General features: G+C 38.7%; 13 protein-coding genes. 6 read left to right on the plus strand and 7 right to left on the minus strand.

Annotation, left to right across the window (positions count from 1 at the left end; translation table 11 throughout):
- The 6 genes from PP182_RS08855 to alaS all read right to left on the minus strand — a co-directional run.
- Positions 1-2,838, minus strand: a 2,838-nt coding sequence (locus PP182_RS08855; protein ID WP_272650900.1) for a cadherin repeat domain-containing protein, incomplete at its 3' end; no start/stop codon positions are given.
- A gap of 8 nt (positions 2,839-2,846) precedes the next feature.
- Positions 2,847-3,356, minus strand: a complete 510-nt coding sequence (locus tag PP182_RS08860) for a hypothetical protein (protein ID WP_272650901.1) — start codon at positions 3,354-3,356, stop codon at positions 2,847-2,849.
- Between the two features lie 498 nt (positions 3,357-3,854).
- Positions 3,855-4,457 carry a Crp/Fnr family transcriptional regulator gene (locus PP182_RS08865; protein WP_272650902.1) on the minus strand — a complete coding sequence of 201 codons (603 nt, stop codon included), beginning with the start codon at positions 4,455-4,457 and terminating at the stop codon, positions 3,855-3,857.
- 354 nt (positions 4,458-4,811) lie between these two features.
- Positions 4,812-5,423 (minus strand): DUF4230 domain-containing protein, encoded by a 612-nt coding sequence (locus tag PP182_RS08870; RefSeq protein ID WP_272650903.1) that lies wholly within the window; start codon positions 5,421-5,423, stop codon positions 4,812-4,814.
- A 1-nt stretch (position 5,424) separates the two neighbouring features.
- On the minus strand, positions 5,425-6,393 hold the full coding sequence (locus PP182_RS08875) for a GSCFA domain-containing protein (RefSeq protein WP_272650904.1): 969 nt from the start codon (positions 6,391-6,393) through the stop codon (positions 5,425-5,427).
- A gap of 55 nt (positions 6,394-6,448) precedes the next feature.
- Entirely contained in the window at positions 6,449-9,067 is a 2,619-nt protein-coding gene (gene alaS, locus PP182_RS08880) for an alanine--tRNA ligase (protein ID WP_272650905.1), read from the minus strand.
- Between the two features lie 104 nt (positions 9,068-9,171).
- Here alaS and PP182_RS08885 point away from each other — a divergent pair, with 104 nt between their 5' ends.
- The 6 genes from PP182_RS08885 to PP182_RS08910 are packed head-to-tail and all read left to right on the plus strand — an operon-like array spanning position 9,172 to position 12,818.
- On the plus strand, positions 9,172-10,149 hold the full coding sequence (locus PP182_RS08885) for a M23 family metallopeptidase (RefSeq protein WP_272650906.1): 978 nt from the start codon (positions 9,172-9,174) through the stop codon (positions 10,147-10,149).
- Positions 10,149-10,478 carry a MerR family transcriptional regulator gene (locus PP182_RS08890; RefSeq protein ID WP_272650907.1) on the plus strand — a complete coding sequence of 110 codons (330 nt, stop codon included), beginning with the start codon at positions 10,149-10,151 and terminating at the stop codon, positions 10,476-10,478. Before PP182_RS08885 ends, PP182_RS08890 begins: the two co-directional genes overlap by 1 nt.
- 15 nt (positions 10,479-10,493) lie before the next feature.
- The gene (locus PP182_RS08895) at positions 10,494-11,093 is read left to right on the plus strand and encodes a LemA family protein (protein ID WP_272650908.1); all 600 of its coding nucleotides are present in this window, start codon (positions 10,494-10,496) and stop codon (positions 11,091-11,093) included.
- A 5-nt stretch (positions 11,094-11,098) separates the two neighbouring features.
- Positions 11,099-11,536, plus strand: a complete 438-nt coding sequence (locus tag PP182_RS08900) for a TPM domain-containing protein (protein WP_272650909.1) — start codon at positions 11,099-11,101, stop codon at positions 11,534-11,536.
- The gene (locus PP182_RS08905) at positions 11,517-12,299 is read left to right on the plus strand and encodes a TPM domain-containing protein (protein WP_272650910.1); all 783 of its coding nucleotides are present in this window, start codon (positions 11,517-11,519) and stop codon (positions 12,297-12,299) included. Before PP182_RS08900 ends, PP182_RS08905 begins: the two co-directional genes overlap by 20 nt.
- Before the next feature lie 60 nt (positions 12,300-12,359).
- Positions 12,360-12,818, plus strand: coding sequence for a hypothetical protein (locus PP182_RS08910; RefSeq protein WP_272650911.1), 459 nt, complete (start codon positions 12,360-12,362; stop codon positions 12,816-12,818).
- A 32-nt stretch (positions 12,819-12,850) separates the two neighbouring features.
- Here the strand turns inward: PP182_RS08910 and der are convergent, their stop codons facing one another.
- The gene (gene der / locus PP182_RS08915; protein WP_272650912.1) at positions 12,851-14,155 is read right to left on the minus strand and encodes a ribosome biogenesis GTPase Der; all 1,305 of its coding nucleotides are present in this window, start codon (positions 14,153-14,155) and stop codon (positions 12,851-12,853) included.
- Positions 14,156-14,233: the final 78 nt, after the last annotated feature.

Consider the following 14,233-nt stretch of genomic DNA (forward strand, 5'->3'; position numbering starts at 1 on the left):
CGTATTGTCGCCCGTTCCGTCACCATCCGTATCGGCATCCTCGTTCTCGTCCAACGGGAAGTCGTCATCCGTGTCCGGGGTACCATCGTTGTCGTCATCGGTATCCGCATTGTCGCCCGTTCCGTCACCATCCGTATCGGCATCCTCGTTCTCGTCCAACGGGAAATCGTCATCCGTGTCCGGGGTACCATCGTTGTCGTCATCGGTATCCGTATTGTCGCCCGTTCCGTCACCATCCGTATCGGCATCCTCGTTCTCGTCCAACGGGAAGTCGTCATCCGTGTCCGGGGTACCATCGTTGTCGTCATCGGTATCCGCATTGTCGCCCGTTCCGTCACCATCCGTATCGGTATCCTCGTTCTCGTCCAACGGGAAGTCGTCATCCGTGTCCGGGGTACCATCGTTGTCGTCATCGGTATCCGCATTGTCGCCCGTTCCGTCACCATCCGTATCGGTATCCTCGTTCTCGTCCAACGGGAAGTCGTCATCCGTGTCCGGGGTACCATCGTTGTCGTCATCTTCATCGCATACGTCACCCATACTATCACCGTCCGTATCGGTTTGATCTGCGTTGGCAATATTGAGACAATTGTCAGACGAATCGTTTATGCCATCACCATCTTCATCCGTATCATCTTGTATTGTGATTGTGAAACTCTTTTCAAAACTACTTCCCTCTGAATCAGTTGTCGAAATTCGTACGGAATAAGAAGATTTTGTCTCATAGTCAAATACTTCGCCAGCCTCCAGATTGCTTCCGTTTATAATAAAGGAAGTATTATTATCATCACCTGACCCTGATACAAATACATAGGTATGTGAGTCAGTTGCATCGGCATCTATCGTGCTCAATGAACCTACTACTTGATTAACTGTATTATTTTCCTGAATTGAAGTTTGGGAAATTGTGATGTCCACTGGTGGATTGCTTACATTCAATATTGGGTTCACCGTAAATTTGTAATACAATCTGCCAAAGAGATTACCTGCTCCCCCATCTATGGTCCCACTGCTTAAACATTGCATATAGACCCTTTGAAGACCTGTACCCGGTGGATTTCCAGGAGCTTCTTTTAAAACTACATAATAATCCTCATTGGCGTCTAACACCGTATTGGTAGAAAAAGTAAACTGAACCTCGGTTGCAGAAGTATTCGCCGACATAGTGATTGTCTCGGAGGTACCTAGTAGGGAGTTGAATTTTACGCCGGGACTAGCAGAAGCTGGGTCATTATCCGTTTCATGCAATTCAAGAAACAAATCATAGGCATTATTGAGGTCAGTATTGTCCAGTTTTAAGGTAACCGTACTTAAGATTCCATTTTCCGTAGGTACAAGTGTCTGCCATGCTCCGTACCATCCAGTACTACAGTTCCCCGTCGTATCCGAAATTTCAGATTCTATTGAACTTGTACCACTTTCATTGGTCAATTCAATATAAAAATCGTCAGCACCATTTGGAACAGTAATTTCAACAGTTTCTGCATCTAACACATTAAATGACGCATTAAGACCATTAATAGTAACGCCGCTTGTTGTTAAGAGATTAGCACCTGAAATTGTCACCGTTTCCCCATAGGCCGCAGTTTCGGGTGTGAAAGAGTTTAAAACTGGAGGTGCCTCCTTCGTATGAAGATCCTCACTAATAATTTCAGTAAACACATAATCCACTCCATCAAAATACTCGGAAACAAAGTAAAAATCGTAATCTGTGTAGGCGGATAGCCCCGTTAGACTAAATACATGTTCCACATCTGCCTGCATGACGGCATTTCCAGAAGTTAACACAGAAACCCCATTATAGTCCACACCGGCTTTTATCTGGGCCTCGCTAGGTGTAGTAGCCCCATCTGGAACCAATACATAGTATCCCGTACCTGCCTCTGCTGTAGTTGCTGCATAATCGGCGGATTCGTATGAGATATTATCGAAGGCCCCAATGGCAGCACTAGCCACTCTTGCGATAATCTCGTCGATTTCAGGTAGGGTGCCCGCTCCATAATACCAGATAAGCTCATCGCTTTCATTGACACCCAAATCATCAAAACGCACATAAAGAGCATAAGAACCATCACCGGTTTCAGTGATAAGGTTACTTGCAGGGTTTTGATTCGTGGCATTCGTAAAACTGCAACATCTATTAATCGTGGAATATGCCCTATCTGAATTACTGAAAAATAGAATAGCTTCTTGCGCAGTGGATATTTTGATTGCCTTTGCCTGATCGGTCATGGCCGATATGGCCACAAATTCCTCGTCAATCAAATTTCCCCGGGTTTTTGTTGGTCGATCTGTTCCCCCAACATAATCATCTCGGGTTCCGACCCATAACCTAACGTTAGAAGCGGGAGTTCCACTGATATTGGTGATTTTAACTTTTATCCCAATGTAGCCTTCAGGTTGCAAGAGTTCATAAATATTTTCTACTAAAAACGATTGGCCATTTAGAGTAATGTTGCCTGAAGTTTTTATTTGGCCGTATCCATCCCCAGTGGTAGGATTTGTTACTGTAAAATTACTATAATCAAAGGTTTGGCTGTTAAATGCAGGATTCACTACCATGGATCCATTTGTATTCCAATTATTTGTACCATCCCCACCTACAGCCCATTGTATATCCAAAGGATAGCTGCTGTATGTTAGCTTTCTATAGGTAGATCCATTATAGTAAAATGGCTGTTCCATATTTCCTGCTGAATTAATGGAGTTTTGACTACCGTTTCCTATTCTTAAACGATCGTTGTTCAATATTCTATTGGTTTGAGCCAACAGACTGGTCACATTAAAAAACAATCCAAAAAGCAGAAGAATACCGATTTTTGTAAAATTTGCTTTCATACTTTCTTTTATAATTTGTTGGTTAATAACCAAGCTAGGTTTTGCTTGGTAAATTGAAATTCGGCGTTTGCGTTATTCTCAATACGTCCATTCTTTTGAGAAAGGTAAATTCGGACCAAGGCCTTGTCATTCTCAACATTCAATGTATGAATCTGAACTAGGGGAAAATCGCCAATATTTTCAACCTGATTCTTTTGTATGACTTCAATAGGAATATTGTTTATAGTGAAATTCTCTGGCAGATCTAACACAACACCATGATCTAGCAGATAAATTTGTGATACCTCATTTAAGTTTAATTCTAATTTGTTCCAGATAATTTCATCTGAAATAGCTTTGGATAAAAGTACTTTAGTGGTGTAGTTTCCACCACTCTCCTGTGCCGATAGCTTCTGTACCCAAACAGATAGAACTAAGATAAAGGGTAGTAAGATTTTTTTTGGTTTTAGATTCATAGGGTTAAGGAATTTAGGGTTGGCCGATTTTTTGATATATCGGCATAGAATTAATTTTGGCATTACTTTCTATTTTAGAATATTAAATATCAATTGGTTAGAATTATTTTTCGATTTTACCTTTGCCCATAAGGTTTTAAAAAAGGCGTAAGAAATCCCAGGTCCCCTATTTGGGACTTTTAAAATTTATGGTATCTACATACCATTAGTCAATAAATTTTCAGGATTATAGTATAATGGTCGAGGTTACTTTATCATAAAATTTTTAATTGGTCGGTCTATAATTATATAGACATAATTTTTGAACAACATTATCGCTCAATAAATTAATTTTGATTTTGTCTTGTAAGAAAACGGCTATATTATTATCTTATTATAATATAATATTGTAAGAATTGACAAATATCAATTTAATGTATTTTCCTACTTTTTAAAATTTTGGAAAATTCGGTAAGTAGATCTTGCGTGATAATTTCAACCAATTGATAATCATTTATTTAGTCTCCAATAAAAACTAGAATATCGTTCATCTGCATACTTTTTCCGATGAATGGCAATTTTTTAACTTCCAACGTATTTTTTCAATAATCGACTTAACGTTTCTGGTCTCATGGCCAAAAAAGAGGCTAAATACTTCTTTGGAATACGATTGGCGTATTCTTTTTTACTATGTTCGATAAAGTAATTTAACCTATTTATTGCGGTTGGAATTCTGGCTAGCAATACTCTATGTTCCGAAAGTTTATAATATTTCTCCAACATTATCCTACTTATATGATTCATTTCAGGAAAATGACGAAGACAATACTGATAATCCTCATATTCTATGTAATCACAATAGGTCTCTTCTAAACACTGGATATTCTCCAAGGCCTGTCCATTTTCAAAAAATCCTGTTATCGACGTGAAAATTTCATTCTCACTATCTATCCAAGTGGTTATTTCATCTTCCCCGCTATTGAAAAAACCTCTCACCAAGCCTTCTTTAATCAAATATAATCTTTCGCATTTCCCCCCAGATTTAACGACCAATTCGTTTTTTTGAAAGTGACAACTCTTTATTTTTTTACTTAGAAAAGACCTTAATTCTTTTCCCATAGGGTAGATAGCGTTCAGAAAAATAATAATGTAAAGATTTTTTTCTGCTGAGGAAGATGCGGACATTGAAAAATAAGACTAAGTTATTTATATCAAAAATACATTAAACCTAAAATAATGCAAGGAAATCTTTGTGGTATAAAAACAATCGAAAATTAAAAAACAATTTAATTGTTAGACAAAACCTTTACCTGTATGTACCTCTGTTTCACTTTATTTGGGATACCAAAAGATAAACTCAGATTGTAACTCATTTGACTTAGAGTTTCTATAAAAGTTTTTTAAAGGCTATCTTTAGGATATAAATTATTGTTAAATCAGAGCACACGCTACCGCATACGATTTTGACGAGAATATTTTAGAAAACCTCTCGAAAATCTCATAAATAGAGGTTTTAACTAAACTCATAACTCGAAGATATTAAGGCAAAATATTGAAGTCGGTGGTGGATTCTATATTCCTATCCTGATAGACCAGTGTCCAACCCAAACTATTTGTTAACACATAAAATTTTTGAAGTTCGCTTAACAATCTGTTCTTGGCATTTGTTCTTAATGTGGAGGCTTCCACTTTTTTTAGCAGTGCATTTTTTACATTTCGTTTTATGGTATTATAATCCCCCGCATCAAATTGATTAAGATAATCGGCGGTGACATCGTAATACTCAAAGTCGGGATTTAACTTAATTTCAGGTTCCGGAATGCTTTTGATTGTTAAGGTTTTGGCGTCCTCATCCAGTTCAAAGCTCACTTTACTTAAGTCGTAGGATATACTAACATCCGCATTAACCACAACAAGAGCTTTCTTCTCTGCTGTAATTAAAGGGCCAAATAGTTCTTTAGAGTCCCTATAATTATAAACTTCCGCAAAATGCCCTTCAGTAACAATAAGTTTGGATACATTCTCAACCTGTTGCTGTATCAACATAGAGTTTTCCTCAAGAATAGCTTCAGATGTATTTTCGTCACCACAAGACTTGACAATAAAAACCACTGCCAAGGTAATTAGGACTCCATAAATAAATCTTTTCATATTAGGAGGAATTGCCAAAGTTCATAAAGGGGTACTTACTTTTAATATACGCAATTTTTTGAGTGAGCGACTTTAAAAACTTTTGATGTGCTTCAGACCCTACATCAAAAGGCCTATGGGCTAGACCCTTTTGGATTTCCGCTACTTGCTCCATAACCTCCTCCACATCCTTGGAAACCAAGACCTCTTTAAATTTTTCCCATATATAATCTATAGCCAAGGAATTGGGATGCACCATATCTCTTTCATAAAAACGATAATCCCGTAGCTCATCCATCATAATTTCGTAACTCGGGAAATAAAAACCTTTAATACCCAATGGTAGAACGCCGAGCAATTCGTGGACGGCCGTAATTAGATGTGATTTACTTCTTTGGTTCTCAACAAACCCATCTTTTAAGTGCCGAACAGGAGAAATGGTAAGCACAATACTGGTATCTGGATTTATTTCTTCAATAGCACTTGCTATACTCTGAAGACTGCCTCTAATTTCATCTATATTAAGCAGGTGTTTACCAAATTCCTTTTGTGGTACCTTATGACAATTCGCTACAAATTGATTGCTTTTCTCGTGTTGATACACCCATGCGGTACCCAGAGTTATAAAAACATGGGAAGCTTCCCTTAAAAACTGATTTGTTCGGGTAAGGGCTATATTTAAATTCTTCAATAATTCCTCCTTAGAAGCCGAACTTAGATTCGAATGCGCATCAAAACAATGCCAGCGGCCATTTAATCGGAAGATATCTTCTTCAAGATACTCATATTTATTCAGTGCTTTTTGAAGCAAATTATCAATGGCCAAGGGATTGAAAAGAATCCCAAAGGGATTCTGTAAGGTCTGAAATTGGTAGTAGTCCAATTTTGCTCCCATATTTTGTGAAAAACAAGACCCGAGCATAAGTATTTTACTGGAATAATCTAATTGACCTGAAATAGGTTCCAAAGGTATTTGGGTCTGAAGTTTCATTTTATTTGATTAAATGGAAGCCGGAATTATATTTTTAAACTAAGCTCCCAAGGAATTAACCTAAATATCCTTTGGCCTTTTCCAAGGCTTCTGGAATCCCTGCTGGATTTTTGCCCCCGGCAGTAGCAAAAAAAGGTTGCCCTCCTCCTCCTCCTTGAATGAATTTACCCAATTCCCGAACAATAGAACCCGCATTCAAGCCCTTCGAGGCTACCAATTCTTTAGAAATATAACAGGAGAGTAGTGCTTTACCCTCTTTTTCTGTGGCAAATACCAAAAATAAATCGGAATTATTCTGTCCCATTTCAAAACTCAAATCCTTGATACCAGCGGCATCCAGATCGAGTTTTTTCACTAGAAATCGGACTCCATTTTTCTCCTGCAATTCATTTTGCAGATCGCCTTTAAGATTTTTGGCCTTGTCCTTGAGCAATGTGGCGATTTGTTTCTTTAATTCTGCATTCTCATCCTGCAGGTTGGTTACCGCCTTTACAGCGTCTTGGGGATTTCCCAAAACCCCTGTAATTTCGTTAAGGGACCTATTGCTCTCTGCATAAAAGTCCTTTACGGCATCACTGGTAATCGCTTCTATTCTACGAATCCCAGCCGCCACAGCCCCCTCCGACCTGATTTTGAAATGCCAAATGTCCGAGGTGTTTTTTACATGCGTTCCTCCGCATAATTCAATGGATTTTCCAAACCGGATAGTCCTAACCGCATCCCCATATTTTTCACCAAACAAGGCCATTGCCCCATCTTCCAAAGCTTCTTTCACAGGTACATTGCGATGCTCCTCCAATTGTAAATGTCCCGAAATACGGGCATTCACAAAGGATTCCACGGCTTCCAGTTCGTCTTTTGTCATTTTTGAAAAATGGGAAAAATCGAAACGTAGATATTTTGAATGCACCGCAGATCCCTTTTGTTCCACGTGGGTTCCCAATACTTCTCTCAGGGCCTGATGCAGCAAATGGGTAGCCGTATGGTTTGCCTCGGTTCTTCGGCGTTGTTCGCTATCCACTACGGCCTTAAATGTACCCTCAAGTTTTTTAGGAAGGTTTTTTGTAAAATGTATGATCTCGTTATTTTCCCTTTTCGTGTCGATAATGTAGACCACATCGCCATCCGAAGATTCCAAATAACCTTTGTCACCCACTTGTCCACCACCTTCCGGATAGAACGGGGTTTTATCTAAAACAAATTGAAAAAGGGTTCCATCTTTTTTAGATTCAATTTTTCTATACTTAATTATACTTACATTTTCAACCTCCAATTGATCATATCCAAGAAAGTTTTCCCCGTTATATTGATGTAAAATAATCCAGTCATCTTTTGATATTTCTGCAGCAGATTTAGATCTATTCTTTTGCTCTTGCATAGCTTTATTAAAGCCTTCTACATCGATAGAAATACCATTTTCACTAGCTATCAGCTGAGTTAAATCCAAAGGAAAACCATAAGTATCATACAATTCAAACACCTTGTCACCTTCAATTTTAAGACCATCACTAAAATCCATCATAGCACTTAATCGGCTTAATCCTTGGTCCAAAGTTTTCAAAAAGCTGTGTTCCTCTTCCTTGATAACATTTTTAATGAGTTGCTTTTGCTCCCTTAGCTCCGGAAAAGCTTCACCCATGCTTTGGGTAAGTACATTTGCCAAACGATACATAAAAGGCTCCTTGGTATTTAAGAACGTGAAGCCATAACGTACTGCTCTACGCAGTATTCTTCTTATTACATAACCCGCTCCCGTATTACTGGGCAACTGACCATCTGCGATAGAGAAGGCTACCGCCCTAATATGATCTGCAATGACGCGAATGGCTATATCCACTTCCTCGTTTTTTCCATACTGGGCATCCGTAATTATTTCTATCTCCCTTATCAATGGGGTAAATACATCCGTGTCGTAATTGGATTTTACATTTTGCAATACCATACAAAGTCGTTCAAAACCCATACCCGTATCCACGTGCTTGGCAGGTAGGCTTTCCAAAGAGCCGTCTGCTTTGCGATTGTATTGCATGAATACCAGATTCCAGATTTCCACCACTAAAGGATGGTCCTGATTTACCAAACTAGCGCCTGAAACTTTCGCCTTTTCTTCTGCGGAGCGAATATCCACGTGAATTTCTGAACAGGGGCCACAAGGACCTTGGTCTCCCATTTCCCAGAAGTTATCTTTCTTGTTGCCCATGATAATTCTATCCGAAGGAACAATTTTGTTCCAAATAGCATATGCTTCATTGTCCTTATCCAATCTATCGGCATCCTGACTTCCCTCAAAAACAGATACATATAGACAATCCTTATCTATTTTGTAAACCTCTGTCAATAACTCCCAAGCCCAGGTAATAGCCTCTTCCTTAAAATAATCGCCAAAACTCCAGTTACCCAACATCTCAAACATGGTATGATGATAGGTATCCTTACCTACCTCCTCCAAATCGTTGTGCTTACCACTTACACGCAAACATTTTTGAGTATCTACTACCCTAGAATTTTTAGGGGTATTAACTCCCAAGAAAAATTCCTTGAACTGGTTCATCCCTGCATTGGTAAAAAGTAACGTGGGGTCATCTTTTATGACCATAGGGGCAGAGGGTACAATTTTATGTTTTTTTCCTTCAAAAAATGCTAAGAACTGCTTTCGTATTTCCTTGGAATTCATCTAAAATGCTAAGCTTTTACAAATTTTAACTGTTTGTAGAAAACAATTTTTATATTTGTTTGTTATGTTAAAAATAAACCACAAAAATAGGATAAAATCCCTTCATGTCTAAAGTAAAGTACTATTACGATCCGGATACGCTTTCGTACAGGAAAATCGAGCCAGAAAAATCCAAACGATATAGAAATATCACATTTTTCTTTTTAGGTTCTTTTCTTTTTGGACTTCTGGGATTGATTTTACTTTTGAATACAAATATCATAAATACCCCTCGTGAGCTTTCGTTACAGCGAGAGGTAAAAAACTACGAACTCCAATTTGAGCTCCTCAATAAAAAAATGGAGCAGATTGAAGATGTTTTGGCCAATATTGAGGACCGGGACAACAATATTTATCGCTTATATTTTGAAGCCAACCCCATACCTGAAGAACAAAGACGTGCCGGTTTTGGAGGTATAAATCGGTATAAATCCTTGGAAGGTTTCAATAATTCCGAAATGGTGATTGCCACTACACAACGCTTGGACATCATTAAAAAACAAATGGCAATCCAATCCAAATCATTGGATGAAATTACCAAGTTGGCCGAGGAAAAAGAAAAACTTTTAATGTCCATTCCAGCCATTCAACCCATTAATAACGAGGACCTCACCAGAATGGCTTCCGGTTACGGTTGGCGTTCGGATCCATTTACCAAAGCTCGTAAAATGCATTACGGCATGGATTTTACCGCACCTAAAGGAACTCCTATTTATGCTTCGGGAGACGGAAAAGTAACAAGAGCGGACAATAATTCCTCCGGATACGGAAAACACATCCGTATTGACCATGGCTATGGTTATTTAAGTCTCTATGGACATTTAAGTCAGTATAACGTAAAAAGAGGCCAGAAAGTAAAAAGAGGAGACCTAATAGGTTTTGTGGGCAGTACCGGACGGTCTGAAGCGCCTCATTTGCACTATGAAGTATGGAAAGAGGATGCTCGTATTAACCCCATCAATTTCTACTATGGAAGTTTATCTCCGGAAGAATTTGAAAATATGCTGAAATTTGCCAACCAAGAAAATCAATCCCTGGATTAATGCAAGTAGAGCTACCCGAAAAACGATATTATGGAATTGGCGAAGTTGCTCGTGCCTTTGATGTAAATACTTCGTTAATACGTTTTTGGGAAAAGGAGTTTGATGTGCTACAGCCCAAGAAGAATGCAAAAGGAAATAGAAAGTTTACTCCTCAGGACATCAAAAACCTGCAATTGATCTATCACTTGGTCAAAGAACGAGGTTTTACATTAGATGGCGCCAAAATACACTTGAAAGAAGAAAAGCAAAAAACGCTCTCCAATTTTGAAATCATTCAAAAACTGGAGCGGGTGAAAGCGGAGCTTATCAAAATAAAGAATCAACTATAAACAAAACACACGACCATGAAAAAAGGAATCATTGCACTTATTGTACTCGGGGTAATTGCCCTAGGTATTTACCAATGGGCCGTTAGTTTCAATAACACTGCCATAGCCCTAAAAGAAACCTCAACCAAAACTTGGGCCAATGTGGAGAGCTCATACCAAAGAAGAAATGACCTTATTGGCAACCTAGTTAAAACGGTACAAGGAGCAGCGGATTTTGAGCGTGGAACACTAACGGACGTTATTGAGGCAAGAGCAAAAGCAACTTCGGTAAATATTGACCCAACAAATATAACACCTGAACAACTGGCTCAGTTCAATCAGGCTCAAAGTGGGCTAAGCAGTGCCTTAAGTCGATTGTTGGTTACCGTGGAACGCTATCCCGATTTAAAAGCGAACCAAAACTTTTTGGAACTACAGTCTCAACTGGAAGGGACGGAAAATAGAATCAACGTAGCTAGAGACCGCTTCAACGCCACTGTAGAACCCTATAACCTTCACATAAAGAAATTCCCTAACTCTATTTTGGCAGGAATTTTCAATTTTGATGAACTTGCTTATTTCCAATCCGAAGCTGGTTCCGAGCAGGCCCCTGATGTAAATTTTGAATTTGATTAGTACCCATGTCCAGAGTAGAGGATTTTTTGACCCAGCCCGAAGAACAGGAAATAGTCGAGGCCATTCTGGAAGCCGAAAAAAATACTTCTGGGGAAATCCGTGTACATATTGAAGCTCATACGAGGTCTAACCATTACGAACGTGCCAAGGAAGTATTCCGTTTATTAAAGATGGATAATACAAAGGATGCAAATGGAGTTTTGATCTATGTCGCGGTCAATGACAAGAAATTTGTTATTTGCGGGGACAAAGGAATCGATAAAGTAGTTCCAAATGGTTTTTGGGACTCCACGAAAACCACCATTGAAAATCATTTTAAAAAAGGACATTTTAAGGAAGGCTTAATTGCCGGAATTTCAGAAGCCGGAAAGGAATTACAAGACCATTTTCCCTGGCAACCTAATGACAGAAACGAGCTTAGCAATGAGATATCTAAAGGCTAGCCTTAGTTTTTTATTCTTTTTTAGTTTTCTTCACGTCTGGAGTCAGTTTGAGATACCTCCAAAACCTGATGTAGAAACCAGTGTATACGATTATATAAATCTACTGCCAGCCGGGCAAAAGAGTTCCCTTGAACAAAAATTAATCCGATATTCGGACAGTACCTCTACCCAAATCGTAATGGCCATAATAGCCAGTACTGAGGGAGAAAACATTAACTATTTGGGTGCCCAATGGGGGCAAAAATGGGGAATAGGGCAAAGCGGAAAAGACAATGGTGTATTAGTTATCCTTGCCAGAGATGATCGGAAAATTGCCATCAATACGGGCTATGGAGTAGAGGGTTTCTTGACCGATGCCATGTCTCGCCGAATTATTCAAAATATTATAATTCCTGAATTTAAAAAAGGAGATTATTATAGCGGTCTTGATCTGGGGGCAGATGCTATTTTTCAAGTACTTAATGGAGAATTTACAGAAGACCGAAATATTAATGAAAATGACGCCCCTCCTTTCTCTTCATTTTTACCCTTTATTATTTTCTTTGTGATTCTATTCATTTTATGGAGTCGCAAAGGTGGGAATAATGGTCGCGGAGGTAGACGCCGGGGCTTAAGTCTATGGGATGTTATTATTTTAAGCAATATGGGACGTAGTGGTTCCTCTGGTGGCGGATTCGGCGGAGGTAGTTTTGGTGGTGGTGGTTTTAGTGGTGGATTCGGCGGCGGCGGATTCGGTGGTGGTGGAGCCTCAGGAGGTTGGTAAATAATCAAATTCCAAAGCAACCATAAGCCCTATAATCCATCTTTCCTTAAAATTCCAATTATGAAAAAGTACTTCGTACTACTTTTTGCCTTGGGTCTATCATTAGGATGTGAAGAAAATAAAATCGATTGTAGCTTGGTTCTTTGTGAAGGCCCACCCGTCTTTCTTTTTGAGGTTATGAACAATGATAAAAATGTTATCGAAAATGGTACATATTCCATTGATGATATAACTATTGACGGAACGAATGCCAATATTTTTATTTTAGTAATACAGACTTGGGAAACGGCCTCGGGCGAAAAAACGGGAGTTGTACTTGACAATAACAGTTGGGAACCAAAAGTTTATAAAATCAACTTAAACCTAGCTTCAGATTTTAAAATTCCCATAGAAATAGATATGGGCTTAAGCGAAGCCGAAAGTTGTTGTGGAGGTATTCCCCGAGTAAATGGTATTGTAATCGACGGAGAGCGTCAACCGTTGAATAATGGAATTTTTTTTACTATCGACATAGAGTAATCTCGGCCTATTGTCAACAATTACTAATAAACTTATTTCTTCCTCATAAAAACTGTCATAGGAACTCCGGTAAAATCAAATTCCTCCCTAATTTTATTCTCAAGGTATCTTTTATAAGGGTCACGAACATATTGAGGCAAATTGCAGAAAAAAGCAAATTGTGGATATGGTGTCGGTAATTGCGTACAGAATTTAATCTTTACAAATTTTCCTTTGTAAGCCGGTGGAGGATAATTTTCAATAATTGGTAGCATAACGTCATTAAAATGCCTTGTCTTTATTTTTTTACTCCTGTTTTGATATACTTCCACGGCAGTTTCAATGGCCTTGTATATACGTTGCTTGGTCAAGACGGAAATAAAAAGGATGGGGACATCTGTAAATGGTTCAATGGCCTTTTTGATTCGTTGGGTATACTGCTTCATGGTATTGGTCTCCTTATCCTCAACCAAATCCCATTTATTTACCAAAATAACAATACCCTTATTATTTCTTGCAGCCAGCCAAAAAATATTCTCTACCTGACCATCGAAGCCCCTAGTGGCATCAAATAATAGCAGACAAACATCGCAATGTTCAATTGCACGAACAGAGCGCATTACAGAGTAAAACTCGAGGTCTTCCTTAACCTTTGATTTTCTCCTTATACCAGCAGTATCGACGAGATTAAATTCAAACCCAAATCGATTATATTTTGTATCAATACTATCCCTGGTAGTTCCAGCTATATCCGTAACAATATACCTTTCTTCACCAATCAAGGCATTAATAAAAGAGGATTTACCGGCATTGGGCCTACCCACAACCGCAAATCTAGGAAGTTCACTTTCATCATTTTCTACCTCCGGTAGTTTTTCCACCAAGGCATCCAATAATTCTCCTGTACCACTACCGTTAATACTGGACAAAGTATAAAAATCCCCTAATCCAAGGGAGTAAAATTCAACAGCATCTTCTTCCCTCATGGCGTTATCCACCTTGTTCACGGCTAAAAAAACGGGTTTATTAACACGCCTAAGAAGTTTGGCGACATCCTCATCCATTCCGGTTACCCCAGTTTCTACATCGACCATAAAAATAATGGCGTCCGCTTCCAGAATGGCCAATTCAACTTGTTTATCTATTTCTTGTTCAAAAATATCGTCACTACCCAAAACGTACCCTCCGGTATCGATAAGGGAAAATTCTTTACCGTTCCAGTCGCTCTTCCCATAATGTCGGTCACGAGTGACTCCGCTAGTAGCATCGACAATAGCCTCTCTTCGCTGAATCAAACGGTTAAAAAAAGTAGATTTTCCTACGTTAGGTCTTCCCACAATAGCAACAATAGCTCCCATAACTTTATGTTAGGGTACAAAGGTAGTTTTTAAGAATTAATCAATAATAAAAATTGAAGATATATTGAATTAATAGCT

The organism is Maribacter sp. PR1, from assembly GCF_028464145.1.
GTDB lineage: Bacteria > Bacteroidota > Bacteroidia > Flavobacteriales > Flavobacteriaceae > Maribacter.

Excerpts from the sequence above, each read along its gene's own strand:
- PP182_RS08860 (WP_272650901.1), bottom strand. The coding sequence starts at position 3,356 with ATGCCAAAATTAATTCTATGCCGATATATCAAAAAATCGGCCAACCCT.
- PP182_RS08865 (WP_272650902.1), bottom strand. The coding sequence starts at position 4,457 with ATGTCCGCATCTTCCTCAGCAGAAAAAAATCTTTACATTATTATTTTT.
- PP182_RS08870 (WP_272650903.1), bottom strand. The coding sequence starts at position 5,423 with ATGAAAAGATTTATTTATGGAGTCCTAATTACCTTGGCAGTGGTTTTT.
- PP182_RS08875 (WP_272650904.1), bottom strand. The coding sequence starts at position 6,393 with ATGAAACTTCAGACCCAAATACCTTTGGAACCTATTTCAGGTCAATTA.
- alaS (WP_272650905.1), bottom strand. The coding sequence starts at position 9,067 with ATGAATTCCAAGGAAATACGAAAGCAGTTCTTAGCATTTTTTGAAGGA.
- PP182_RS08885 (WP_272650906.1), top strand. The coding sequence starts at position 9,172 with ATGTCTAAAGTAAAGTACTATTACGATCCGGATACGCTTTCGTACAGG.
- PP182_RS08890 (WP_272650907.1), top strand. The coding sequence starts at position 10,149 with ATGCAAGTAGAGCTACCCGAAAAACGATATTATGGAATTGGCGAAGTT.
- PP182_RS08895 (WP_272650908.1), top strand. The coding sequence starts at position 10,494 with ATGAAAAAAGGAATCATTGCACTTATTGTACTCGGGGTAATTGCCCTA.
- PP182_RS08900 (WP_272650909.1), top strand. The coding sequence starts at position 11,099 with ATGTCCAGAGTAGAGGATTTTTTGACCCAGCCCGAAGAACAGGAAATA.
- PP182_RS08905 (WP_272650910.1), top strand. The coding sequence starts at position 11,517 with ATGAGATATCTAAAGGCTAGCCTTAGTTTTTTATTCTTTTTTAGTTTT.
- PP182_RS08910 (WP_272650911.1), top strand. The coding sequence starts at position 12,360 with ATGAAAAAGTACTTCGTACTACTTTTTGCCTTGGGTCTATCATTAGGA.
- der (WP_272650912.1), bottom strand. The coding sequence starts at position 14,155 with ATGGGAGCTATTGTTGCTATTGTGGGAAGACCTAACGTAGGAAAATCT.